General features: G+C 71.2%; 23 protein-coding genes. 9 read left to right on the top strand and 14 right to left on the bottom strand.

All coding sequences use genetic code 11. The annotated features are described in order from the left end of the window. Window positions 1–16 precede the first annotated feature (16 nt). The gene (locus ACIQCZ_RS03795; RefSeq protein ID WP_402279356.1) at window positions 17–409 is read left to right on the top strand and encodes a YrdB family protein; all 393 of its coding nucleotides are present in this window, start codon (window positions 17–19) and stop codon (window positions 407–409) included. An 8-nt stretch (window positions 410–417) separates the two neighbouring features. On the opposite strand, the gene gdhA is transcribed toward ACIQCZ_RS03795, so the two are convergent. From gdhA to ACIQCZ_RS03780, 3 genes are all read right to left on the bottom strand, one after another. Continuing rightward, window positions 418–1797: an NADP-specific glutamate dehydrogenase gene (gene gdhA, locus ACIQCZ_RS03790; RefSeq protein ID WP_402279353.1), complete on the bottom strand. Its 1380-nt coding sequence runs from the start codon at window positions 1795–1797 to the stop codon at window positions 418–420. Between the two features lie 218 nt (window positions 1798–2015). Beyond that, a complete protein-coding gene (locus ACIQCZ_RS03785) occupies window positions 2016–2186 on the bottom strand; it encodes a hypothetical protein (RefSeq protein WP_402279351.1) in 171 nt (56 codons plus the stop codon). A gap of 300 nt (window positions 2187–2486) precedes the next feature. Further along, window positions 2487–2810 (bottom strand): hypothetical protein, encoded by a 324-nt coding sequence (locus ACIQCZ_RS03780; protein ID WP_402279349.1) that lies wholly within the window; start codon window positions 2808–2810, stop codon window positions 2487–2489. A gap of 305 nt (window positions 2811–3115) precedes the next feature. Between ACIQCZ_RS03780 and ACIQCZ_RS03775 the strand changes: the two genes are divergently transcribed. Beyond that, window positions 3116–3619: an RDD family protein gene (locus tag ACIQCZ_RS03775; RefSeq protein WP_402279347.1), complete on the top strand. Its 504-nt coding sequence runs from the start codon at window positions 3116–3118 to the stop codon at window positions 3617–3619. 316 nt (window positions 3620–3935) lie between these two features. Here the strand turns inward: ACIQCZ_RS03775 and ACIQCZ_RS03770 are convergent, their stop codons facing one another. From ACIQCZ_RS03770 to ACIQCZ_RS03755, 4 genes are all read right to left on the bottom strand, one after another. Continuing rightward, window positions 3936–4619: an ABC transporter ATP-binding protein gene (locus tag ACIQCZ_RS03770; protein ID WP_376221786.1), complete on the bottom strand. Its 684-nt coding sequence runs from the start codon at window positions 4617–4619 to the stop codon at window positions 3936–3938. A gap of 44 nt (window positions 4620–4663) precedes the next feature. Next, a complete protein-coding gene (locus ACIQCZ_RS03765) occupies window positions 4664–6133 on the bottom strand; it encodes an ABC transporter permease (protein WP_402279344.1) in 1470 nt (489 codons plus the stop codon). 165 nt (window positions 6134–6298) lie between these two features. After that, complete coding sequence (locus ACIQCZ_RS03760) at window positions 6299–7567, bottom strand: Ig-like domain-containing protein (protein WP_402279342.1); 1269 nt, start codon at window positions 7565–7567, stop codon at window positions 6299–6301. Window positions 7568–7858: 291 nt separating this feature from the next. Beyond that, window positions 7859–8254: a hypothetical protein gene (locus ACIQCZ_RS03755; protein WP_402279340.1), complete on the bottom strand. Its 396-nt coding sequence runs from the start codon at window positions 8252–8254 to the stop codon at window positions 7859–7861. A gap of 108 nt (window positions 8255–8362) precedes the next feature. Between ACIQCZ_RS03755 and ACIQCZ_RS03750 the strand changes: the two genes are divergently transcribed. After that, a complete protein-coding gene (locus tag ACIQCZ_RS03750) occupies window positions 8363–8650 on the top strand; it encodes a hypothetical protein (RefSeq protein ID WP_402279338.1) in 288 nt (95 codons plus the stop codon). A 57-nt stretch (window positions 8651–8707) separates the two neighbouring features. Here ACIQCZ_RS03750 and hutH read toward each other — a convergent pair whose 3' ends face one another. The 5 genes from hutH to ACIQCZ_RS03725 all read right to left on the bottom strand — a co-directional run bounded on the left by hutH (window position 8708) and on the right by ACIQCZ_RS03725 (window position 15108). Continuing rightward, window positions 8708–10258 carry a histidine ammonia-lyase gene (hutH, locus tag ACIQCZ_RS03745; RefSeq protein ID WP_402279335.1) on the bottom strand — a complete coding sequence of 517 codons (1551 nt, stop codon included), beginning with the start codon at window positions 10256–10258 and terminating at the stop codon, window positions 8708–8710. A gap of 78 nt (window positions 10259–10336) precedes the next feature. After that, complete coding sequence (locus ACIQCZ_RS03740; protein WP_402279333.1) at window positions 10337–11497, bottom strand: diguanylate cyclase domain-containing protein; 1161 nt, start codon at window positions 11495–11497, stop codon at window positions 10337–10339. An 85-nt stretch (window positions 11498–11582) separates the two neighbouring features. After that, a complete protein-coding gene (locus ACIQCZ_RS03735) occupies window positions 11583–12395 on the bottom strand; it encodes an enoyl-CoA hydratase/isomerase family protein (RefSeq protein WP_402279331.1) in 813 nt (270 codons plus the stop codon). A gap of 272 nt (window positions 12396–12667) precedes the next feature. Continuing rightward, a complete protein-coding gene (locus ACIQCZ_RS03730; RefSeq protein ID WP_402279328.1) occupies window positions 12668–13837 on the bottom strand; it encodes an adenylate/guanylate cyclase domain-containing protein in 1170 nt (389 codons plus the stop codon). Between the two features lie 365 nt (window positions 13838–14202). Beyond that, a complete protein-coding gene (locus tag ACIQCZ_RS03725; RefSeq protein ID WP_402279326.1) occupies window positions 14203–15108 on the bottom strand; it encodes a biotin--[acetyl-CoA-carboxylase] ligase in 906 nt (301 codons plus the stop codon). A 134-nt stretch (window positions 15109–15242) separates the two neighbouring features. Here ACIQCZ_RS03725 and ACIQCZ_RS03720 point away from each other — a divergent pair, with 134 nt between their 5' ends. The 4 genes from ACIQCZ_RS03720 (at window position 15243) to ACIQCZ_RS03705 (ending at window position 18008) form a co-directional block, all read left to right on the top strand. After that, entirely contained in the window at window positions 15243–16835 is a 1593-nt protein-coding gene (locus ACIQCZ_RS03720) for an acyl-CoA carboxylase subunit beta (protein WP_402279324.1), read from the top strand. A gap of 14 nt (window positions 16836–16849) precedes the next feature. After that, window positions 16850–17059, top strand: a complete 210-nt coding sequence (locus tag ACIQCZ_RS03715) for an acyl-CoA carboxylase epsilon subunit (protein WP_365689412.1) — start codon at window positions 16850–16852, stop codon at window positions 17057–17059. Between the two features lie 190 nt (window positions 17060–17249). After that, window positions 17250–17378, top strand: a complete 129-nt coding sequence (gene mmpB, locus ACIQCZ_RS03710) for a morphogenic membrane protein MmpB (protein ID WP_093900106.1) — start codon at window positions 17250–17252, stop codon at window positions 17376–17378. Between the two features lie 12 nt (window positions 17379–17390). Next, on the top strand, window positions 17391–18008 hold the full coding sequence (locus ACIQCZ_RS03705; protein ID WP_402279321.1) for a nucleoside triphosphate pyrophosphatase: 618 nt from the start codon (window positions 17391–17393) through the stop codon (window positions 18006–18008). Window positions 18009–18113: 105 nt separating this feature from the next. Here the strand turns inward: ACIQCZ_RS03705 and ACIQCZ_RS03700 are convergent, their stop codons facing one another. Further along, window positions 18114–18569, bottom strand: a complete 456-nt coding sequence (locus ACIQCZ_RS03700) for a hypothetical protein (protein ID WP_402279318.1) — start codon at window positions 18567–18569, stop codon at window positions 18114–18116. A gap of 410 nt (window positions 18570–18979) precedes the next feature. On the opposite strand from ACIQCZ_RS03700, the gene ACIQCZ_RS03695 reads away from it, so the two are divergent. Both ACIQCZ_RS03695 and ACIQCZ_RS03690 read left to right on the top strand, forming a co-directional pair. Continuing rightward, on the top strand, window positions 18980–20734 hold the full coding sequence (locus ACIQCZ_RS03695) for an acetyl/propionyl/methylcrotonyl-CoA carboxylase subunit alpha (protein ID WP_402279315.1): 1755 nt from the start codon (window positions 18980–18982) through the stop codon (window positions 20732–20734). Window positions 20735–21226: 492 nt separating this feature from the next. After that, complete coding sequence (locus ACIQCZ_RS03690; protein WP_402279312.1) at window positions 21227–21826, top strand: TetR/AcrR family transcriptional regulator; 600 nt, start codon at window positions 21227–21229, stop codon at window positions 21824–21826. A gap of 207 nt (window positions 21827–22033) precedes the next feature. On the opposite strand, the gene ACIQCZ_RS03685 is transcribed toward ACIQCZ_RS03690, so the two are convergent. Next, a complete protein-coding gene (locus tag ACIQCZ_RS03685; RefSeq protein WP_376283404.1) occupies window positions 22034–23008 on the bottom strand; it encodes a DeoR/GlpR family DNA-binding transcription regulator in 975 nt (324 codons plus the stop codon). Window positions 23009–23123 lie beyond the last annotated feature (115 nt).

Here is a 23123-nt window from a genome sequence, read left to right as displayed (position 1 = left end):
CGGGCGGCCCTGGTTCATGGCCGCTGACGTCGTGGCGTTCGTCGTCGAGTCGGCCGCGCCGGCCGCCCTGGCCCGGCGGGGATTCAGCACCGGGGACGGCGTGGCTGCGCGGCTGCTGCTGGGGATAACACCGGCCGCGGCCGTCGTGCCCCGGGGGATGTTCGCCGCCCCTCGCGCCCGCTTCCGGCCGCCTCTCGCGGGGGTTCTGCTGGTCGAGGCAGTGGTGCTCGGCGGTGGTGTGTGCGCCGTCCACGCGGTGGGACATCCGGTGGGGGGCGGTGTTCTTCGGGGTCGTGGTGGTCGTGAACACGGGCCTGACGGAGACCTTTCGGCGCTACGCGCTGCCGGCCGTCCGACACCGCTCGGCCCGGCCGTGGAGGACGGCCGGGCCGGGCGGTCGTTCAAGTGACCGACGGATCAGATGAGACCCTGCGCGAGCATCGCGTCCGCCACGAGTTCGAAGCCGGCGATGTTGGCGCCGACCACGTAGTTGCCGGGGCTGCCGTAGCGCTCCGCCGTGGTGTAGCAGGAGTCGTGGATGTGGCGCATGATCTCCGCGAGGCGCTCCTCGGTGTGGGAGAACGTCCAGGAGTCGCGTGAGGCGTTCTGCTGCATCTCCAGGGCGCTGGTGGCGACGCCGCCCGCGTTGGCCGCCTTGCCGGGGGCGAAGGCGACGCCCGCTTCCTGGAGGACGCGTACGGCCTCCGGTGTGGTGGGCATGTTGGCGCCCTCGGCGACGGCCTTCACACCGTTGCGCACGAGGGCCAGCGCGTCGGCCTCGTGGAGTTCGTTCTGGGTGGCGCAGGGCAGGGCCACGTCGCACGGGACGTTCCAGACGCCGGTGCCGGCGACGTACTTGACGTGCTCGCCGCGCCGCTCCGCGTACTCGGAGATCCGGCCGCGGCTGGCCTCCTTGATCTCCTTGAGCAGGGCGAGGTCGATGCCCTTCTCGTCCACGACGTAGCCGTTGGAGTCGGAGCAGGTCACCACCGTCGCGCCGAGCTGCTGGGCCTTCTCGATCGCGTAGATCGCGACATTGCCCGAGCCCGAGACGGCGATGCGCTGCCCGTCGAGGGACTCGCCCCGGCTGCGGAGCATCTCGGCGGTGAAGAGGACGCAGCCGTACCCGGTCGCCTCGGTGCGCGCCTGGGCGCCGCCCCAGCCCAGGCCCTTCCCGGTGAGGACTCCGGACTCGTAACGGTTGGTGATCCGCTTGTACTGGCCGAACAGGTAGCCGATCTCCCGGCCGCCGACGCCGATGTCACCGGCGGGGACGTCGGTGTACTCCCCGAGGTGCCGGTGCAGCTCGGTCATGAACGACTGGCAGAACCGCATGATCTCGGCGTCGGAACGGCCCTTCGGGTCGAAGTCGGCGCCGCCCTTGCCGCCGCCGATGGGCATGCCGGTGAGCGCGTTCTTGAAGATCTGCTCGAAGCCGAGGAACTTCACGATGCCGAGGTTGACCGAGGGGTGGAAGCGCAGGCCGCCCTTGTAGGGGCCGAGCGAGCTGCTGAACTCGACGCGGAAGCCGCGGTTCACATGGATGTCGCCGGAGTCGTCGGACCACGGCACGCGGAAGATGAGCTGGCGCTCCGGCTCGCAGACGCGCTCGATGATCCGGGCGTCCACGAACTCGGGCCGCTGTGCGAGGACCGGGCCGAGGGTCTCCAGGACCTCTCGTACCGCCTGGTGGAATTCCTTCTCGCCCTGGTTCCGGCGGAGTATCTCCGCGTACAGCGGCTCGATGACACGGCTCTCGGTGGCGTGCGAGGTCGTGGAGTCAGGGGTGACCGGCATCTGATCAAGACCTTCCGTGGGTCGGCAGTGCGCGCGAAGGTGCCCCCGTCCCGAGGGGCACCAGCGGTCCCCCTCCCCATTGAGGGCGTCGCCCGGTATCGCGCGCTCTGCGGCTCACGAAAGCGACGTACAGAACCGTTGTGGCATACCGATTGTCCCAGTGACCCGGAAAGATGCGCCACGGTATCCGCATAGTGGGCCCCCGGCCGTGTCCGGACTCACGCGTCGGCCGGGCGGCGCAGCATCCACAGGCCCGCCCCTGACGCGAGGGCGACCACCCCGGAGACGACGCTCAGCGCGATCTGCAGGCCGCCCTCGCCCACGAGGAAGTTCAGGCAGACGTTCGCGGCGATCGCCGCGCAGAACACGATCCAGAGCAGTGCTTTCATGGTGATCCTCCGTGGTCGGGGTGGTGTCTCGTGATGGCTCCATTCTTTTGGCGCACGCCCGTCGCCACGAGGGACCGGCCTCCCGGAACCGTGGTGTAGCCAGCTGCACCGCGGCCCGGGGCCCCGGAGCCCGCTCGCCCGGACCGGCCGCCCGCGTGGGCAGCGGCGCTCCCGGCCGCCGTCCGAGAGCGCGGGCGGTCCGCGCGCTCACCTCGGCTGCCGGCGCCGGCAGCGGGTGCCCGCGCACCGGCTCAGCACTTTCCCTGCCGGGGAATTCGGTACGAGGAGTCGATCCGGTACTCACCGGCCGCCGGCACCTTCAGCCGGGTCCACTCGCCCGCCCGCTCCACGCAGCCGGTGTCGGCCCGGAGCCAGGGGGGAGCAGGCGACGCACAGGATCACCGATCCGGGCGCGCGGGTCCGTACGACGAGTCCGGCGCCGTCGCCACGGACGACGGACGAGCAGGCGCCCGACACCATGGGCGTCACGTCCTCGACCCGGTGGACGCGCCAATGGGGGTCCCGCCACACGGGCCTCAGCCGGCCCGGCTCGTCGCGCACGAGCGCGGCCGCGTCCTTCGCGGCCCGGTCCGGGATGCCCTCCGGCAGCACGACGTATCCCACCGCCCGACGGTGAAGCCAGCTGCGGACGAGCGCCCTCGGCCCCCATGTGTCCACGTAGCAGAATCCTTCATTCCGCTGCACCCGCACCCCGGATCCGACGGGGCGGAACACCCGCCCCTGTGCGGGCAGGGACGTGAGTGCGCATCCGGGGCACGCGGGAACGCGTGATCGGACATGATGCCGTCATGACGACGCCAGGGGGGCGCAGACGTACCCCGAGCTGTTCCCGGCCGACGACTGCACCGGCCGGCCGCCCACCGCTGGAGCACGGGCACCCACGGCCTGCGGGACCGTACGGGCGCCCGGTGCTGCCGCCCGTCCCCGGGCAGCGCGCCGCGCCGCGCGTCCCGCCGCGGGTGGGCGACACGCGGCGCTATCTCGCCATCGGCCTCGACGGCTACCTCTGTCTGGTCAGCGGCGGCTTACTCGCCCGGCCGTACGTCGTCACGGCCGGCATCGCCGAGGCCGTCGGTCTGCTCCTCGGCCCGACGCTCGCGTTCTCGTTCCTCAATCACGTGGTCCTCACCGCGCTCGCCGGAGGCGGCGCGGGCAAGCTGATCATGGGGATACGGGTGATCGGACTGCCCGACGCCGGACGCCCGGGGCCCGGCCGGCTGCTGCGGCGCTGGCTGTACGGACTGGGCCGGCTGCCGTTGCAACCGTGGTACGCGCTGCGCGCGTTCCTCACGGGCCCCGGTCCCCTTCCGCTCAGCGCCCTCTGGAGCAGCGGGCACACCGATCCGACGGGACTGCGCCAGGTCCGCCGCAGCGACCTCGTCGCCCACCGGAACGCCGCCGCCCACCGGTGAGCCCGGCCGGAACCGCCGCCGCCCACCGCTGAAGCCGAACCGGCCAGAACCCATGGCCGGTCAAGGACCCAGACCTCACCGGACCGGCCCGGCCGGCCCCCGCAACTCCCCTCTCGGAGCCTGTCGGGTGGCCTCCGACCGGGCAGTCACGCCCCGGCACGCACGCTTCCCGCGTCGTCGTCGGTCGCCGACGCTCCTTCCCCGAGCTCTCAGCCGCGTTCGGGCAGGGCAGACCCCGTCCGACTCCCTCCTCCGCCTCGAAACCGCACGCACCGGACCGCACCCGCCATCCGGTCCGAGGCCACCCGACAGGCTCTCAGGCCGCCGCGTTCTCCGTGATGGTGACCTTGCCCTTGCGGATGGTCGCCAGCCGTGGCGCCCGCCGGGCGATGGCGCTGTCGTGCGTGACCATGATGAAGGTCAGTCCGTGCTCCTTCCACATGGTCTCCAGCACCTCCATGACCTCGTCGCGCATCGACTCGTCGAGGTTGCCGGTGGGTTCGTCGGCGAGCAGCACCTTCGGCCTCTTCACCAGCGCTCGGGCGATCGCCACCCGCTGCTGCTGGCCCCCGGACATCTCACCGGGCAGATGTCCGAGCCGTTCACCGAGTCCGACCGAGTCCAGTGCCTCGGCGGCCCGCCTGCGCCGCTCGGACGCCTTGCCGCCCAGCGGTACGAGTGCGGTCTCGACGTTCTCCTGGGCGGTGAGCGTCGGGATGAGGTTGAAGCTCTGGAAGACGAAGCCGATGTTCTGCGCGCGCACCTTGGTGAGCTTGGCCTCGCCGAGCTTCGCGAGGTCCACACCGTCGAGTTCGACGCTGCCGCTCGTGGGGCGGTCGAGACCGCCGAGCATCTGCAGCAGCGTGGACTTGCCGCCGCCGGTGGGGCCCTGGATGACCAGCCGTCCGCCGTCCTCGATGGTCAGGTCCACACCGGCGAGCGCGTGGACGGTGGTCTTGCCGCGCGTATAGCGCTTGGTGACGTCTCTGAGCGTGTACATGGGTCAACTCCTGCTGGAACAAAGGGGGGTGGGACGTCGGGGGGCTATTCGACGCGGCGCAGGGCGTCGGCGGGGCGCAGTCGGGAGGCCCGCCAGCCGCCGAACGCACCCGCGATCAGCCCGCCCGCCACGGCCAGTACGACGGCGATCAGGATGATGGAGAACGAGACGGGCGCGGTCAGCGCGACGTCGAGCGTCTTGGCCGCGCCGCGACCGCCCGGACCGCCCATGAACCGGCCGCCCATGCCGCCGCCCATGCCGCCGCCGGAGGAGCCGAGCTGTGCGGTGAGGGTGGGGCTGATGGCGGTCACGACGTACGCGCCGGCGAGCCCGACGGCGATGCCGAGCACCCCGCCCAGCAGTCCGTTGACGAGGGCCTCGCCGACGACCTGGCGGGTGACCCGGCCGCTCTTCCAGCCGAGCGCCTTCAGGGTGCCGAACTCCCGTACCCGGCGGCTGACCGCCGAGGAGGTGAGCAGTCCGGACACCAGGAAGGCGGCGGCCAGAACCGCGATCGACAACCACTTGCCGACGCCGGCGGCCAGGTCGGACGCGGTGGAGAGGGAGCCGGAAACGGTGTCGGCGAGATCGGCGGAGGTGGTGACGGTCGTGTCCGGGACGTTCTTCTGGATGGTGGACTTGACCTGGTCGATCTGCTGCGAGTCCGCGGCCTTCACATAGACCGTGGTGACCTTGTTCTTCGAGTCGGCGAGGGTCTGCGCCTGCTTCAGCGGGATGTAGAGGTTGGCGGCCGCGTCACCGCTGTCGGCGGCCGAGACCCCGACGATCGTGAACTTGGTCCCGTGGATGGTCACGGTCTTGCCGACGTCGAGCTTCTTCTCCTTGGCGTACGCGGAGTCGACGACGGCGACCTTCGCGTCGGTCTCGGACGTCTTGAACGTACGGCCCTTGGTGATCTTCGAGGAGGTCAGCGGGCCGAGGGCCTGCTTCGTGACGTCGGTGCCGTACACGGAATAGGAGTTGACGTCGAAGGAGGCACCGCCGCCCCTGACCTCGCCCTGCGGCTGCGTGCTGCCGCCCTGCCCACCGGGACCGCCCCGGTCGTCCTGGCCTCCCGTGCCGCCCTGCTGCTTGAACTCGCCGCGCCTGAACTGGCCGTCGACCTTCATGACGTTCAGGCTGAGTCCGCCGACGGCGTCCGCGACACCGTTCTGTGCGCCGATCGCGTCGACGGTGGAGGAGGCCAGCGTCTGGAAGCCCTGTACCAGGACCCGGTCGCTGCTCTGTGTCGAGTCGTCGTCGTTGCCCTTGGCGTCGAACTCGAACTTCGGGCGTCCGCTGCTCGAACCGGGAGCGACGGCGGCCTTGGTGACCGTCATGTCCGTGCCGAGGCCGTACAGCGATTGCAGGACCTTGTCCTGGGCCTTGCTCATGCCGGAGGAGACCGAGCTGACGACGATGACCAGCGCGATGCCCAGGGCGAGTCCCGAGGCGACGACCAGCGCCGCCTTTCTGCGGCGGCGCAGCTCGCGCCGGAGGTAGGTGAAGAACATGGCGCGAAGCTACGAGCCGGTCGTGATGGTGGGTTAAGGCCACGATGAGAGCCGGATGAGAACACCTGCGTACGCCGAAGGCGGCGGCGCCGCGGATCCGAGGGGATCCGGGTGCCGCCGCCTCCGTACGGGGTTCGGGACTGCGGGTGGGGCGGTGCGTGCGGGTCAGGCCTGGGAGCCCGCCGTCCACTCCGCCCAGCTCATGTTCCAGCCGTTGAGACCGTTGTCCGGGGTGATGTTGCGGTCCGGGGAGTTCTTGACGATGACCACGTCGCCGACGAGGGAGTTGTCGTAGAACCACGCGGCGGGCTGGCTGGCGTCGTTCGCGCCCTTCACGTCGGCGAGACCGACACAGCCGTGGCTGGTGTTGGCGCTGCCGAAGATCGAGCGCGCACCCCAGTAGTTGCCGTGGATGAAGGTGCCCGAGGTGGAGAGCCGCATGGCGTGCGGCACGTCCTTGATGTCGTACTCGCCCTTGCCGTCGCCGTCGGTGAAGCCGACCGTCGCGCCGTTCATCCGGGTCTCCTTGAACTTCTCGGAGATCACCATCTGCCCGTTGTACGTGGGGTTGGCGGAGGAGCCGGAGGAGATCGGGATGGTCTTGATCGTCTTGCCGTCCCGGGTGACGGTCATCATCTTCGTGTTGGCGTCGACCGTCGAGACCTGGTTGCGGCCGACCTTGAAGGTGACCGTCTTCTGCTGCACACCGAAGACGCCGTCCGCGCCCTCGACACCGTCCAGCGCCAGCTTCAGCGTGACGGTGGAGCCGCCCTGCCAGTAGTTCTCGGGGCGCAGGTCGAGGCGCTGTGCGTTGAACCAGTGTCCGACGACCTGCTGGCCGCTGCTGGACGTCACGGTGATCCCGGCCTGGACGGCCTTCTTGTCCGTGATCGGCTTGTTGAAGTTGATCGAGACCGGCATGCCGACGCCGACCGTGGAGCCGTCCTCGGGGGTGAAGTTGCCTATGAAGCTGTTGGCGGGCGAGACGGTGGTGAACGAGGAGTTCTCGTGCGCCTCGCGGCCCTTGGAGTCCTTGGCCGTCGCGCTGATCTTGTACGTGGTCGAGCGCTCCAGCTGGACGTCCGGCTTCCAGCTCTTGCCGTCGGCGGCGAGCGTGCCCTTGACGGCCGCACCGGCCTGCGTGGTCATGGCGACCTGGGACAGCGTGCCCTTGGCGACGGTGACCTTCGCGTCGTTGTTGATGCTCGCGTTGGTCGCGCCGTTCTTCGGCGAGATGGCTATCTGCGCCTCGGACGCGTCCTGGGCGGCCGCCTTGTCGACCTCGGCCGCCTGCGACTTCTTCGAGCTCTCGGAGCTGCTGCCGCTCGCGTCGCCGTCGTTGCAGGCCGTGAGCACCAGAACGCCGCCGAGCAGTGCGGACGCGGCCATCAGGCCCCTGCGCCGCTTGCTTCCCGTCATCACACGCTTCTCCATCGTTGCCGAATCCCCAAAAACCCCGAGCGGAGCCGCCGTCGCCCGGCGAAACCCGTCAGTGTTCCTAGAACCCATGGAAAGGGCCCTTCGTTCCACATCCAAGAGAGATGTGGGGAACAACACTCACCGACGCATCCGTGGCGGCGGTGGTTCCCGCTTCCGATCACGTATGTGCGAGACCGGTCCGCGCGACGGCCCCGGCCCACGGAAAGCGGGCCGGGGCCGGTGTTTCACACCTGCCGGACCCGTTGCTCCGTGCCGCCGCTCACGCCGTTGTGTCCGCCGTCGTTCTCACCCATTGTGCGGGACGCCGTCGTCCGCCTCGTCGACGTCGTCGGTCTCGTCGTCCTCTTCGCCGCCCTCCTCGTCCTCGTCGAGGTCCCAGGCGTCCGGGTCGTCCGGGTCGTAGTCGACGGTCTCGCTGCTCCAGGACGCCTGGGCGAGTTCGACCCCCGGCACCTCGCTGACCAGGTCGAACGGATCGACGAGGGAGGCGAGGGCCTCCGCGCCGTCCTCCCGTACGGCCTCCTCGGCCCGTACGCGCTCCTCGGCGGCCTCGCCGCCGGGCTCCCCGTACTCGGCGGCGATGGACTCCAGTGCGGTGCCGCTGAGGGCGTCGGGGTCCGTGATCTCCAACACCATTTCGACGCGAAGTCGAACAAATCGTGATGTCTCAGAAGTGCTCATGCGCCGGAGCGTAAGCTCCCCGCCCCCGCGACTTTCCCACGACCCGCTGCTTTCACTAGCATCGGCGCACAGGCCTAACTCACGGCTGTGACAAGGGGGATCGATTCCGTGGCCGCTGCTCGCCGCCCGCTCCTGACCGCCACCGCCGCGGGCACGTTGCTGGCCGCCCTGTGGTTCGTCCCGTCCGCCAACGCGACGGACGAATCGGCCGGCGCTCCGGGCGCCCGGAGCCGACAGGCGACCGCCGCCGAGGACACCGCGACGGGCCCGAGGCTCGCCGACACCGGCGCCGGGGTCGACACCACCCCGTATCTGATCGGCGGCACGGCGTTCCTGGGCATCGGCGCGGCGTTCGTCACCTACTCGGTCCGCCGCGCCGACACCCTGTCCGCCTGAACGGGCCAGGATCTTCAGCGCTCTTCCAGGCCGTTCCTCCGGGCCGGCGGTGCTCTTCTAGGCCAGCGGTCCGGTCACCGGCTCTACCGCCGCGACCAGCTTTCCGGCACGGACGAACGCGTCCGCCGCGGCCAGGTCCGGCGACAGGAAGCGGTCCGGCCCCGGCCCCTGGACACCCGCCGCGCGCAACGCCTCGATGGCCGCCTGCGAGGCCGGGGCGGGCGTGAGGCCCTGCGCGGCGCGCAGTTCGATGGCACGGGTCGCCGCGTACAGCTCCACGGCGACGATCCGGGCGAGGTCGTCGACGGCGGTACGGAGCTTGCGCGCCGCCGACCAGCCCATGGAGACGTGGTCCTCCTGCATCGCGGAGGACGGGATCGAGTCGGCCGAGGCGGGGACGGCGAGCCGCTTCATCTCGCTGACCAGGGCGGCCTGGGTGTACTGGGCGATCATCAGGCCCGAGTCCACCCCGGCGTCGTCGGCGAGGAACGGCGGCAGTCCGTGCGAACGGTTCTTGTCCAGCAGCCGGTCGGTGCGGCGCTCGGTGATCGAACCGAGGTCGGCCGCGACGATCGCCAGGAAGTCGAGGACGTACGCGACGGGGGCGCCGTGGAAGTTGCCGTTGGACTCGACCCGGCCGTCGGGGAGCACGACGGGGTTGTCGACGGCGGAGGCCAGTTCGCGGTCGGCGACGATCCCGGCGTGGTCGAGGGTGTCACGTCCGGCGCCGTTGACCTGGGGGGCGCAGCGCACGGAGTAGGCGTCCTGGACGCGGGGCGCGTCGTCCTGATGGTGGCCCGTGAGGCCGGAACCGGCGAGCACCCGCAGCATGTTGTCGGCGCTGACGCCCTGGCCCGGGTGCGGGCGGATGGCGTGCAGTTCGGGGGCGAGGACCTTGTCCGTGCCGAGCAGCGCCTCCAGGGAGAGGGCGGCGGTGATGTCGGCCGAGGTGTAGAGGTTCTTCAGGTCGGCGAGGGCCATGACGAGCATGCCCAGCATGCCGTCGGTGCCGTTGAGGAGGGCGAGGCCCTCCTTCTCGCGCAGCTCGACCGGGGCGATGCCATGGGCGGCGAGCAACTCACCAGCGGGGCGCACGGTGCCGTCCGGACCCTCCGCGTCGCCCTCGCCCATCAACGTCAGCGCGCAGTGGGAGAGCGGGGCCAGGTCGCCGGAGCAGCCGAGCGAGCCGTACTCGTGGACGACGGGGGTGATGCCCGCGTTGAGGACGTCGGCCATGGTCTGCGCGACCTCGGGGCGCACGCCGGTGTGCCCGGAGGCGACCGTCTTCAGCCGCAGGAACATCAGAGCGCGGACGACCTCGCGCTCGACCCGCGGGCCCATGCCGGCGGCGTGCGAGCGGACGATGTTGCGCTGGAGCTGTGCGCGGAGCTCATGGCTGATGTGCCGGCTGGCCAGAGCCCCGAAGCCGGTGGAGACGCCGTAGACCGGCTCCGGCTTGGCGGCGAGCGCGTCCACGATCTCGCGGGCTGCGGCGAGCGCGCCCACGGCGTCCGCGGAGAGCTCGACGCGGGCGTTGCCGCGGGCCACGGCGATGACGTCCTGGGCGGTGGTACCGGACGTCCCCACCACGACTGTATGCATATCCATATTCAGAAGCGTACGGATTGAATCCCTTCATGTCACTAGTGGTCGCACGGTTGACCCCTTACTCATCCGGTCACACGGTCAGGGGCGGTTGCCGCGCAGGTGACGGCGGTCGTGCGGGGACCTGGGCGGCGCGTCGGCCAGCCGGATCACCTCCCCGTCGCGCCCCGCCACCACCGGCTCCGTGGAACGGGCCGCCTTCGCCCGGTACTGGGCCGCGTCCGCCAGCCGGAAGAGCCGTCGCGCCGACACCACGGGGCCGATCGGATCACCGGTCGACGCGATCCCGCACGCCACCCCGTCGCCGAGCTCCAACTCGGCCGCCCGTTCGCAGAGTTCGGCGGCCACCCGGATCACCTCGTCCACTTCGGGGCCCACCGCGAGCAGACAGAACTCATCGCCGCCGAGCCGGGCCGCGAGCGCACCGGGCAGCATGGCGCCGCAGCGGGACAGCACCGAGCCGAAACGTTCCAGCAGGCGGTCCCCGACGGCATGGCCATGGGTGTCGTTGACCCGCTTCAGCCCATTGAGGTCGCAGACGACCAGACTGACCACCGCCCCGTCCGCCCGGTGCCGCTCCACCGCCTCGTCGAGCCGCACATCGACGGCACGGCGGTTGGCCAGCCCGGTCAGCGGATCGGTGAAGGCGAGCTTGCGGACCTCTTCGAGCCGTTCGGTCTGGGAGATCCCCGCGGCGACGACCGCGGCCAGCACGGTCGCGAAGTCCGCGTCCTCCCGGCCGAACACCGGCTGCCCCACCGGGCGGGCCACATACAGCTCACCCCAGGCCCGCCCGTGCAGCACGATCGGCGCGACCACGCAGCAACCGCGCCCGCGTCGGCGCAGGGCCGCCACCCGCTGTTGGCAGTACCCGCGCCCGTACCCCCGCACCCCCACGCACGGCGTCCCGCCCACCGGGCCGTCGGCGGTCTCGACCCAGGCGTCCGGCTCACCGCCACCGGCCCACCGCTCGTGCAGGAACTCGGTGATCTCCGGGAACCGGTGCACCGGATACGTCTCCTCCTCGGGGAACTCCTCCTCCCCCTCGGCCCGTTCGCCCGCGTTCACCAGAACACGCAGCCGCCCGCGCCCCCGCTCCCAGACGGAGAGCGCGGCGAAGCTGCCGCCCAACGCCTCGCACGCCCCGAGCGCAGCCGCTCGCCACGACCCCCGCGGGGTGTGTGCCGCCGCCATCGTCTGCGCGAGCGAAACCACGGCCCGCAGCCGCACATCATCACCCATCGCTACAGCTTATGTAGTTTTGTGGTGATTTGATCAGTTTGCGACCCCGATAAGGTTCACTGCGTGTCTCTTTGAACACACAACGTCACTCGCCGGGCCAGTTCGGCTTCCTCTTCTCGTTGAACGCGGCCACTCCCTCGGCCCGGTCGCCGGAGAAGGCCACCGACCGCCAGGCGGCGTCCTCGACTTCGAGACCGGCCCGCAGATCGAGGCCGTGCCCCAGGCGCAGCGCCCGCTTGGCGGCCCGCAGCCCCACCGGGGAGTTGGCGGCGATCCGCCCCGCGAGCGCCAGTGCGGTCTCCCGGTCCCGTCCCGCTTCCACCAGTTCGTCGACCAGCCCCGTCTCACGCGCCTCGGCCGCCTCCACCCGCCGCGCCGTGAAGACCAGCTCGGCGGCGGCTGCCGCACCGATCCGGCGCGGCAGCAACTGCGTGCCGCCGCCGCCCGGGATGACACCGACCGACACCTCGGGCAGCCCCACCACGGCCGTGCGGTCGGCGACGATCAGGTCGCAGGACAGGGCCAGCTCGAATCCGCCGCCGAGCGCGAAGCCGTGCACGGCCGCGATGGCCGGCATCGGCAGTTCCAGTACGCCGGTGTACGCGGCGCGGGCCGTCGGACGCTGACGCAGCAGCTCGGCGTCGGTGAACGAGTTGCGCTCCTTCAGGTCCGCGCCCACGCAGAAGGCCCGTTCATGGCTGGAGGTGAGGACGGTGACCCGTACGCGCGGGTCGGCGGCGAGCGCGGCGCAGGCCGCGGCGATCGAGCGGGCCATGTCCGTGGACACCGCGTTCATCGCTCCCGGCCGGTCGAGGACCAGCTCGGCGACGTGTTCCTGCCCCTCGTGGACCCGTACGACGACGAATTCCCCGAACCGCTGCTCGGACGTGACGGTCATGACTGGCACCCCTCCGGTTAACGATCGTTACCGGAGGGATCCTATGGGGCTCCCCGGACAGCGGTCCGGGCGCGTGCGGGCCCGGGGCCTGTCGTTCGGATCACAGCGCTGAGGGCTGTCCCGTGATCCCTGGTGGAGCAGCGCGCGGCGTCGGATGCGGTGCATCGCAAGGTGGAGGGACGTCCGCATACCGGATGCATGTGGACGTTCCGACAACGCGGCGAGGTGCCATAGCTGTCGTCGTGCGCCCGCCAGGGGTTACGGGACAGCCCTCAGGACGTGCCCCGGCGTGCCAGCAGCCAGGGCTCCACCACGCCGAGGCCGCGTACCGGGCGCTGCCACATCGGCTGCAGCCCGTAGCGGTACTTGGGCAGGGACGGCTCCGTGCCGTCCCTGCGCTCCTTCTCGGCCGCCGCGGCCTCCTCCGCCGCCCGCGCCTCGGAGGCCGGCGCGTCGCCGGTACGGGTCAGCTCCTCCGCGAACGCCCCGTCCACCAGCACGGCGTCCTTCGGGGCTATCGAGGTCAGCCGGCTCGCGAGGTTCACCGTCGTACCGAAGACATCGCCCATTCGGGTGGTGACCGTGCCGAACGCGATGCCGACCCGCAGCGCCGGCATGGTCTCGTCCTGGGTCATCGCCTCGATCAGGCGCAGCGCGATCTCGGCCGCGGTGCCCGCGTCGTCGGCGGCGAAGAGGACCTCGTCGCCGAGGGTCTTGATGAGCCGGCCGCCGTGGGCGGCGACCAGGTCGGCCGAGGTGGTCTCGAACGCCTCGACCAGCTCACCGAGCTCCTCCTCCTCCAGCCGCCGGGTCAGCCGGGTGAATCCGACGAGGTCGGCGAAGCCGACGGCCAGGCGCCGGTCGACCATCTCCTCGTCGTCGGCGGCCTGCACGACCCTGCCGGTGGCGGCGGCGAGCTGGCGCCGCCACACGTACACCAGGAACTCCTCCAGCTCCGGCAGGAGCAGCTCCACCAGCGGGTACGTGACCTCGGTGCGCGTCATTCCGGGCTCGGGCGGTTCGGTCAGCCCCTCCAGGAAGGAATCGATCTGCCATTCCGCCAGCCGGGCGGTGGTCTGCCCGGTGGACCGGGCCACCTGGATGGCCATCGGCTCGCTGAGCAGCCCCGCCTCGACGAGGCCCGCGAGCCGGCGCAGCGCCAGCACATCGGCCTCGGTGAGCGCCCTGGCCTGCCCGATGTCGGCGAAGCCCATGGCCCGCCAGAACCGGGAGGCCAGGTCCATCGAGACACCGGCGGTACGGGCCGCCTGGAACGGCGTGTAGCGACGGTCGGCGCCCAGGATCAGCTGTTCCAGCCGGATCGCGAGGGGGTCGTCGGTCGGTTCCGCCGTATGGTCGACTTCGTGATGCGGTGTCGGGTGGACCGAGGGTTCCGACGGGGGCTCCGCGCCCGCACCGGAGGTCGTGTCGTCGACGGTCACCAGCCGCCTCCTGCCCGTTCCCTGCGCACTGCCCTGCCGATCTGTCGGTGGATCGCCTCAACGATACGGCAGGTGTGCCGTGGCTCACGTCCCTGAGCCTTCCTGGAATGTTCCCGGGTGGACCGGGGGCGTGGGTGGTCACGGCCGGTGGATGGCTTCCAGAAGGACATGGTTCTCAAGCCCCGGGCACGCGTTCGGGCGGGCCGTGGGGCTCGGCGGGACAGGCACCACCGGGCTGAGGCAGACGCGACGCAGGCCTCTTCGCGACGGCCCGCCCCCGCCTCGCCCTCAGAGCCTGTGAGGTGACCTTCGATCGGAGAGCGGACGCGGCGTGGCCGCCCGATCAGAGGCCACCCGACAGGCTCTCAGACCAGGCCGCCGCCGACGCCCCGCAGGTGCACGATGTCGCCCGCCGACACGGGCTCCTGGAGACCGTCGTCGGTGGACAGGATCAGGCGGCCGTCGCCGTCGATCGCCACGGCCTCGCCGGTGAGCGTGCGGTCGCCGGGCAGCTGGGCCCGTACCCTGCGGCCGAGGGTCGCGCAGCCCGCCGCGTACGCCTCCTGCAGTCCGCTCGCCGCCGCGTCGCCCTCCGCCGCGCGCCACTGGCCGTACCAGTGCTCCAGGGAGCGCAGTACGCCGCGCAGCAGCGTCTCCCGGTCGGTGGAGACCGCCCCGGCCAGGGCCAGCGAGCCGGCCGTGGCGGAGGGGAGTTCGTCGGCGCGCAGGGACACGTTGAGGCCGATGCCGATGACGACGCCGTCCCCGGCGCGCTCGGCCAGGATGCCGCCCGCCTTGCGCTCCTCGCCCAGCGGGGTCCGACCCGCACGGAGCCTCTCGGAGCTCTCGGGGACCGTCACGAGAAGATCGTTCGGCCACTTCAGGGCCGTGTCGACGCCCGCCGCGCGGGCCAGGCCCGCAGCCGTCGCGACGCCGGTGAGCAACGGCAGCCAGCCCCACCGCCGGACGGGGACGTCGCCGGGCGTCAGGAAGACGGAGAGGAACAGGCCCGAACGGGCCGGGGCCGTCCAGGTGCGGTCGAGGCGCCCGCGGCCCGCGGTCTGCTCCTCGGCGACCAGCACGGCGCCTTCTACGAGGCCCGACGCCGCGCGTGCGGCGAGGTCGGAGTTGGTGGACCCGGTGGTCTCCACGACGTCGAGCGAGGTCCACAGGCCGCCCGGCCGCAGCAGCCCGCGGCGCAGCGCGGGGACGTTGAGGGGCGGTCGGTCCAGGTCCGACCAGCGGCTGTGAGGCGCATCCGAAGGTGTCATGCAAGCCAGACTAGGTGTGGTAAACGACGCACTGCCGAACCGTATCGGCGCCGATACCCTACGGATCAGTAGGTGTTCAGTACCTGATCAGCAGCACAGTCGTCCCCCGTGACCAGGCAGGGAGCCGCCACCCGATGTCCGAGCCGGAAGAGATCGACATCCACACCACCGCGGGCAAGATCGCGGACCTGCAGCACCGAATCGACGAAGCGACGCACGCGGGCTCCGCGCGCGCGGTCGAGAAGCAGCACGCGAAGGGCAAGCTGACCGCCCGCGAACGGATCGGCCTGCTGCTCGACGAGGGTTCCTTCGTGGAGCTGGACGAGTTCGCCCGGCACCGCTCCACCGACTTCGGCCTGGAGGAGAACCGCCCGTACGGCGATGGCGTGGTGACCGGCTACGGCACGGTCGACGGGCGTCCGGTAGCTGTCTTCTCGCAGGACTTCACCGTGTTCGGCGGCGCGCTGGGCGAGGTCTTCGGCCAGAAGATCATGAAGGTGATGGACTTCGCGCTGAAGACGGGCTGTCCGGTCGTCGGCATCAACGACTCCGGTGGCGCCCGCATCCAGGAGGGCGTCATGGCCCTCGGCATGTACGGCGAGATCTTCCGCCGCAACACCCACGCCTCCGGCGTGATCCCGCAGATCAGCCTGATCGTCGGGCCGTGCGCGGGCGGTGCGGTCTACTCCCCCGCGATCACCGACTTCACCGTCATGGTCGACCAGACCTCGCACATGTTCATCACCGGCCCCGACGTCATCAAGACCGTCACCGGCGAGGACGTCGGTTTCGAGGAACTCGGCGGCGCCCGCACCCACAACACCACCTCCGGGGTGGCGCATCACATGGCGGGCGACGAGAAGGACGCCATCGAGTACGTCAAGTCGCTGCTGTCGTACCTCCCTTCGAACAACCTCTCCGAAGCGCCGGCCTTCCCGGAGGAGGCGGACCTCGCCACGACCGACGAGGACCGCGAGCTCGACACCCTCATCCCGGACTCCGCGAACCAGCCGTACGACATGCACTCGGCCATCGAGCACGTGCTGGACGACGGCGAGTTCCTGGAGACCCAGGCCCTGTTCGCCCCGAACATCCTCACCGGCTTCGGGCGCGTCGAGGGCTATCCGGTCGGCATCGTCGCCAACCAGCCGATGCAGTTCGCCGGCTGCCTGGACATCAACGCGAGCGAGAAGGCGGCGCGGTTCGTCCGCACCTGCGACGCCTTCAACGTGCCCGTCCTGACCTTCGTCGACGTCCCCGGCTTCCTGCCCGGCGTCGACCAGGAGTACGGCGGCATCATCCGCCGCGGCGCCAAGCTGATCTACGCGTACGCGGAGGCGACCGTCCCGCTGATCACGGTGATCACCCGCAAGGCGTTCGGCGGCGCGTACGACGTCATGGGCTCCAAGCACCTGGGCGCCGACATCAACCTCGCCTGGCCGACCGCGCAGATCGCCGTGATGGGGGCGCAGGGCGCGGTGAACATCCTGCACCGCCGCACCATCGCCGCCGTCACTGACCCCGACGAGGCGGACGCCACCCGTGCCAAGCTGATCGCCGACTACGAGGACACGCTGCTCAACCCGTACGTGGCGGCCGAACGCGGCTACGTCGACGCGGTGATCATGCCGTCCACCACCCGCGCCCACATCGTCAAGGCGCTGCGCCAGCTGCGCACCAAGCGGGAGTCGCTGCCCCCGAAGAAGCACGGCAACATCCCCCTCTAGAAAGGGCCCTGACCATGATCAAGGTCGTACGGGGCAACCCGACCCCGGAGGAGCTGGCTGCCGCGCTGGCGGTGGTCCGGGCACGCGCCGCGGCGCCGCTGTCCGAGGTGCCGCCCGGCGCTCCGGCGCTGTCCGGTCAGTGGTCCGACCCGGGGCGCATCGCCCGGCGCGAACGCCATCTGCCGGGGCCGCGCGCCTGGGCGCGGACGTACTGGCCCGGGTAGTCGCGGGACGACGGCCCCGTCCCGCTGACCCGCACACCGGGCCGTCCCCCGTCCGCACGTGTTCTCCGAGGTCCGGGCCCTTTCGGGTCCGGACCTCGGTGCGTACGGGCACGATCTGGCCCGTACGCACCAGGGCGCCTGAGTACCCGTACTCAGGCGCGGAGTCCGGCCCCGCAGCAGGATCGGTCCCATGCTGTGGTCCGACCCGGAGAACAAGCCGCCGAAGGAACTGCGCGACGCCCAGGACATGATGCGGCGCGCGGGGCTGGTGCTCGCGCTCGCGATGGTGGTCGCGATGTTCGTGCTCGGGACACGGTGAGGGGCTTCTACGATGGCGCGTATGACTGATCAGCGCCGTCTCGTGCTCGCCTCCGCCTCCCCCGCCCGTCTCGGCCTTCTGCGGCAGGCCGGATTCGCACCCGAGGTGATCGTCAGCGGGGTGGACGAGGACGCGCTGAGCGCCCCGACACCGGCCGAGCTGGCGCTCGTGCTCGCCGAGGCCAAGGCCGCCGCGGTGGCCGGCCGGCCCGAGGCGGCGGGCGCCCTGATCATCGGGTGCGACTCGGTGCTCGAACTCGACGGCGAGGCGCTCGGCAAGCCGGCCGACGGCGAAGAAGCCATCGCCCGCTGGAAGTCCATGCGCGGCCGGGCCGGAGTGCTGCGGACCGGCCACAGCGTGATCGACACCGCGACCGGACGCACGGCCTCGGCGACCGCGTCCACGACCGTCCGCTTCGGCGAACCGACGGACGCCGAGATCGCCGCCTACGTGGCCACGGGAGAGCCGCTCCACGTCGCGGGCGCCTTCACGCTGGACGGCCGTTCGGCACCGTTCGTCGACTCCATCGAGGGCGACCACGGCAATGTCATCGGACTCTCGCTGCCGCTGCTGCGCCGGCTGCTGGGCGAGCTGGGGATCTCCGTCACCGAGCTGTGGGTCCGCGGCTGAGAGCCTGCCGGGTGACCACGTCGCCGAGCCGTCCGGTTCGGCCGTCCGGGTGGGACCGACCGAGCCGGACCCTCGGGGCCGGGCCGTCCGGTTCGGCCGTTCGGGTCAGACGGGAGCCGGAGCGTTCGGCTCGGCGTCCTCGGCGGTCCGGCCGCTCCCGGATTCGGGGCCGTACGCCACCAGCGCCAGCACGATCAGCCCGAGCACCACCATCAGGGACGCGAACGCGGCCCAGCCGACCAGCCCCACCGTCAGCGCGCCCAGCACCCCGTGCACCACGGCGCAGGTGATGAGGGCGATGCGGCCGATGCGGCCGGGAGCCCGGTCGCGGATGCCGGTCAGCAGGAGGACCAGCCCGCACAGCAGCAGGTACAGCCCGAAGACACCGCCCATCGCCCAGGCGCCGTCGACCATGGCGGAGGGTTCCAGCCCGGCCAGCGACATGTCCTGGTTCCCGACGACCGTCGCCAGGATGCCGCCCACGACCACGATGCCCACGGCCTCCGCGCACAGCACGATCGCCGCCACGAACGCCACCGGTCTGCGCACCACGGCGCTCACCCCCTGTTACCTGCAGTACGTGCGATAGCGCGGACCCTACTAACGGGTAACGCCCGGGACAAGGGCCCGGGCATCCTTCGCTTCCGCCCCGCACGACTGACACGCACCCGTGCGCTTCCCCTGCGCCCCCTCGTCGTGACCGCCGCGCGACGGGCAAAGAATCGTTCGCCCATTAGTGGGGACTCGACAAAGAAACGCCGGACGGGGCTGCTTGCATGAACAGAGACCTGGACCACACCTCGTGGCTACTGTGCGGTCATGGATCGGGGCGTACCGTGGTGCCACAAGGGATTTCGCGACTTGAGCAAGCCTCGAATCACACTCCGTGTGGGCAAGCTCACCAATGGGGACGGGTCGTAGGGCCGTGTCGGTAGTCCCTAAACTCAGCTTGTTTCAAGGAGGGAGCCATCGTGCGCAAGGTGCTCATCGCCAACCGTGGCGAAATTGCTGTCCGTGTTGCTCGGGCATGCCGGGATGCCGGGATCGGGAGCGTGGCCGTCTACGCCGACCCGGACCGCGACGCTCTGCATGTACGCGCGGCCGACGAGGCATTCGCCCTGGGCGGTGACACCCCGGCCGCCAGCTATCTGGACATCGCCAAGGTGCTCCAGGCTGCCAAGGACTCCGGGGCGGACGCGATCCACCCGGGCTACGGCTTCCTGTCGGAGAACGCCGAGTTCGCCCAGGCCGTGCTGGACGCGGGGCTGACCTGGATCGGCCCGCCGCCGCAGGCGATCCGGGACCTCGGCGACAAGGTCGCCGCCCGGCACATCGCCCAGCGTGCCGGTGCCCCGCTGGTGGCCGGCACCCCCGACCCGGTCTCGGGCTCCGCCGAGGTCGTGGCCTTCGCGAAGGAGCACGGGCTGCCGATCGCGATCAAGGCCGCCTTCGGTGGTGGCGGTCGCGGTCTGAAGGTGGCGCGCACGCTGGAGGAGATCCCGGAGCTGTACGACTCCGCGGTCCGTGAGGCCGTGGCGGCGTTCGGCCGTGGCGAGTGCTTCGTGGAGCGCTACCTCGACAAGCCGCGCCACGTCGAGACGCAGTGCCTGGCCGACACCCACGGCAACGTCGTGGTCGTCTCCACCCGTGACTGCTCGCTCCAGCGCCGCCACCAGAAGCTGGTCGAGGAGGCCCCCGCGCCGTTCCTCTCGAAGGCACAGAACGCGGAGCTGTACGCGGCGTCGAAGGCCATCCTCAAGGAGGCCGGATACGTCGGTGCGGGCACCGTGGAGTTCCTCGTCGGCACGGACGGCACCATCTCGTTCCTGGAGGTCAACACCCGGCTCCAGGTCGAGCACCCGGTCACCGAGGAGGTCACCGGCCTCGACCTCGTCCGCGAGATGTTCCGCATCGCCGACGGCGAGGAGCTCGGCTACGACGACCCGGCCGTGCGCGGGCACTCCTTCGAGTTCCGGATCAACGGCGAGGACCCGGGCCGCGGCTTCCTGCCCGCCCCGGGCACCGTCACCGTCTTCTCCCCGCCGACCGGCCCCGGTGTCCGCCTCGACGCGGGCGTGGAGTCCGGTTCCGTCATCGGGCCCGCCTGGGACTCGCTCCTGGCGAAGCTCGTCGTGACCGGCGCGACCCGTGAGCAGGCGCTGCAGCGGGCTGCGCGTGCGCTGGCCGAGTTCAATGTCGAGGGCATGGCCACCGCCATTCCGTTCCACCGCGCCGTCGTGGCCGACCCGGCGTTCACCAGTGACCCGTTCCGGGTCCACACCCGGTGGATCGAGACCGAGTTCGTCAACGACATCAAGCCCTTCACCGCCGCCACCGATGTGGAGGCGGAGGAGGAGGCCGGCCGCGAGACCGTCGTCGTCGAGGTCGGCGGCAAGCGTCTTGAGGTCTCGCTGCCCTCGTCGCTGGGGATGAGCCTGGCCCGTACCGGACTCGCGGCGGGCGCCAAGCCCAAGCGCCGGGCGGCGAAGAAGTCCGGTTCCGCGGCCTCCGGCGACACGCTGGCGTCCCCGATGCAGGGCACCATCGTCAAGGTGGCCGTCGAGGAGGGCCAGGTGGTCCAGGAGGGCGATCTGGTCGTCGTCCTGGAGGCCATGAAGATGGAGCAGCCGCTCAACGCACACCGCGCCGGCACCATCAAGGGACTCGTCGCCGAGGTCGGCAGCTCGATCTCGTCCGGCGCCGTGATCTGCGAGATCAAGGACTGAGCGACGAGGTCGGCCCGTCGTCGCACCGGGGCCCCTGCGGAGTCGTACTCCGCAGGGGCCCCGGCCGTTCGGCACCGACGTCGTATCACTCCTCCGCAAAGAACACGGCGGAGAACTCGGCGGAGGACTCGGCGGTGGACTCGGCAGACGGCGCAGCGCGCGCCCTCGCGGCGAGCAGTGGGATCGGGGTCGGGGGCAGTGCCGGAAAGCCGGCCCCGGGCGTGCGGAAACTCCCTTGCGGCCTCCCCCACGACAGGGAGCGGGCTCCCGAAGCCCTGCGGCTCCGCTTGCGGCGTTGTCGTCAGTCGACGACGCTCCTTCCCCAAGCTCTCAGCTGCGTTCGAGCAGGGGAGGCCCCATCCGATTCCTTCCTCCGCCTTGCAATCGAAGCCGCATGACGCCGCTCCCCGATCCACTCCCTGTCGTGGGGGAGGCCGCAAGGACGCTCAATGGCATCCTGGACCCCGGGGCGGAAAAAGGGAGGACTGCGCAATGGCGATGAGCACGGCACAGACATCGGCCCGGCCCATGCGCGCCGACGCGCGCCGCAATTACGACCGGCTGCTGGGCGAGGCCCGCATCGCCTTCGCGGAACACGGCACCGATGCGTCCCTGGAGGACATCGCGCGACGCGCGGGCGTGGGGATCGGCACGCTGTACCGGCACTTCCCGAACCGGCACGCGCTGATGAACGCCGTCTTCCAGGAGGCGCTGACCTCCCTGATCAACCGTTCCCGGGAGCTCGCGGGGGCCCGGCAGCCGTGCCGGGGCCTGGTGGAGTGGCTGGGCGCGATCATCACCCACGCGGGCGAGTACCGCGGGCTCGCCCAGGCGCTCATGTCGACGTCACGGGACGAGACTTCTGCGCTGTCGCAGTGCAATGTGCCGCTGCGCGAGGCGGGGGCGGTGCTGCTGGAGCGGGCTCAGGCGAGCGGGGCCGTACGGGCGGATGTATCCATAGACGACCTGATGCAGCTGACGAACGCGATCGCGCTGGCCGCCGAACAGTCGCCGGACGACCCGGAGTTGGCGAGCCGACTGCTGATGCTGACCTTGCAGGGGCTGAAGGGGCCGAACGCGGAGGCGAATTGAGCAGGCGGGACGGATGGCCACGGGGTCGCGGGGCCGCGGTGCCGGGTCCGTCCCTCCGCCCGTCTCCGCCGTGACCGGTGGCGCCTCCCCCGGCTCCCCGCCCGCTCCGGCTCCCCCGGTCGTCGATCACCTCACCGGAACGGCTTGATTCCGCCGGGCGCGGCGCGGAACGCGCCCGCCGCGGGCGAACCGCACCCGCACCGCCCGCTACCGGCGTCGCAGATCCGCCACTCTCGCCCGGTCCCCCTGGCTCTGCTCCGCCAGGCCGGCCGCGCTGCGCAATGGCTGCGGTCCGGGCCCGCCGGGGCCGCCTGCGCGCGTACGGCGCTGACCGGGCAGCGGCATGTCGCGGCGGGCCTGGCGGCCCGGGGGAACGGCCTCGGCCGGTGCGGGGCCGCTGCCCGCGCCGGCCACCGCGATCTGCACCCCTTGATCCGCCAGGGCCTGCAGTTCGGTGGCGGCACGGTCGTCGTGGCCGGGCGGCTCGTCGGTCACCAGGCGGGTGATCAGATCCGTCGGCACCGTCTGGAACATGGTGTCGGAGCCGAGTTTGGTGTGGTCCGCCAGGACCACCACCTCCGCCGCCGCCTGCACCAGGGCCCGGTCCACGCTCGCCGAGAGCATGTTGGACGTGGAGAGGCCGCGCTCCGCCGTGAGCCCGCTCCCGGAGAGGAACGCGCGCGAGACCCGCAGCCCCTGGAGGGACTGCTCGGCACCACTGCCCACCAGGGCGTAGTTGGAACCGCGCAGCGTTCCGCCGGTCATCACCACTTCCACCCGGTTGGCATGGGCCAACGCCTGGGCGACCAGCAGGGAGTTGGTGACGACGGTCAGACCGGGGATCCGCGCGAGCCGGCGGGCCAGCTCCTGCGTGGTCGTACCGGCACCGACGACGATGGCCTCGCCCTCTTCGACGAGACCGGCGGCCAGGTCGGCGATGGCCGTCTTCTCCGCGGTCGCGAGATGGGATTTCTGCGGAAAGCCGGACTCCCGCGTAAAACCGCCCGGCAAAACCGCACCGCCGTGCCGGCGGTCGAGGAGTCCTTCTGCCTCCAGTGCCCGCACGTCCCGCCGTACGGTCACTTCGGAGGTCTGGACGACGCGGGCGAGCTCACGGAGCGATACCGCCCCGTTGGCACGCACCATTTCGAGGATCAATTGACGACGTTCTGCAGCGAACACGAAACTGACAGTAACGTGACCGCCCGAGTGTTTTCAGCAGTTTGCGCCGAATAAGAGAAGTTGTGCGTAGAAGGGGCCGCCAAGTGGTAAGGGCGACCCCCTTGTTGTTCCGCAC

The sequence above is a fragment of the Streptomyces sp. NPDC093149 genome (genome assembly GCF_044754145.1).
In the GTDB taxonomy this organism is placed as follows: domain Bacteria; phylum Actinomycetota; class Actinomycetes; order Streptomycetales; family Streptomycetaceae; genus Streptomyces.
Note: the sequence above shows the minus strand (reverse complement) of the source record. Positions and strands in the feature narration are given on the sequence as shown.

Coding starts and splice junctions, on each gene's coding strand:
- ACIQCZ_RS03715 (WP_365689412.1), top strand. CDS start 16,850: ATGATCAAGGTCGTACGGGGCAACCCGACCCCGGAGGAGCTGGCTGCC.
- ACIQCZ_RS03770 (WP_376221786.1), bottom strand. CDS start 4,619: ATGTACACGCTCAGAGACGTCACCAAGCGCTATACGCGCGGCAAGACC.
- ACIQCZ_RS03740 (WP_402279333.1), bottom strand. CDS start 11,497: ATGGGTGATGATGTGCGGCTGCGGGCCGTGGTTTCGCTCGCGCAGACG.
- ACIQCZ_RS03690 (WP_402279312.1), top strand. CDS start 21,227: ATGGCGATGAGCACGGCACAGACATCGGCCCGGCCCATGCGCGCCGAC.
- ACIQCZ_RS03760 (WP_402279342.1), bottom strand. CDS start 7,567: ATGGAGAAGCGTGTGATGACGGGAAGCAAGCGGCGCAGGGGCCTGATG.
- ACIQCZ_RS03725 (WP_402279326.1), bottom strand. CDS start 15,108: ATGACACCTTCGGATGCGCCTCACAGCCGCTGGTCGGACCTGGACCGA.
- ACIQCZ_RS03795 (WP_402279356.1), top strand. CDS start 17: ATGGCCGCTGACGTCGTGGCGTTCGTCGTCGAGTCGGCCGCGCCGGCC.
- ACIQCZ_RS03785 (WP_402279351.1), bottom strand. CDS start 2,186: ATGAAAGCACTGCTCTGGATCGTGTTCTGCGCGGCGATCGCCGCGAAC.
- ACIQCZ_RS03705 (WP_402279321.1), top strand. CDS start 17,391: ATGGCGCGTATGACTGATCAGCGCCGTCTCGTGCTCGCCTCCGCCTCC.
- gdhA (WP_402279353.1), bottom strand. CDS start 1,797: ATGCCGGTCACCCCTGACTCCACGACCTCGCACGCCACCGAGAGCCGT.
- ACIQCZ_RS03720 (WP_402279324.1), top strand. CDS start 15,243: ATGTCCGAGCCGGAAGAGATCGACATCCACACCACCGCGGGCAAGATC.
- hutH (WP_402279335.1), bottom strand. CDS start 10,258: ATGGATATGCATACAGTCGTGGTGGGGACGTCCGGTACCACCGCCCAG.
- ACIQCZ_RS03735 (WP_402279331.1), bottom strand. CDS start 12,395: ATGACCGTCACGTCCGAGCAGCGGTTCGGGGAATTCGTCGTCGTACGG.
- ACIQCZ_RS03765 (WP_402279344.1), bottom strand. CDS start 6,133: ATGTTCTTCACCTACCTCCGGCGCGAGCTGCGCCGCCGCAGAAAGGCG.
- ACIQCZ_RS03755 (WP_402279340.1), bottom strand. CDS start 8,254: ATGAGCACTTCTGAGACATCACGATTTGTTCGACTTCGCGTCGAAATG.
- mmpB (WP_093900106.1), top strand. CDS start 17,250: ATGCTGTGGTCCGACCCGGAGAACAAGCCGCCGAAGGAACTGCGCGAC.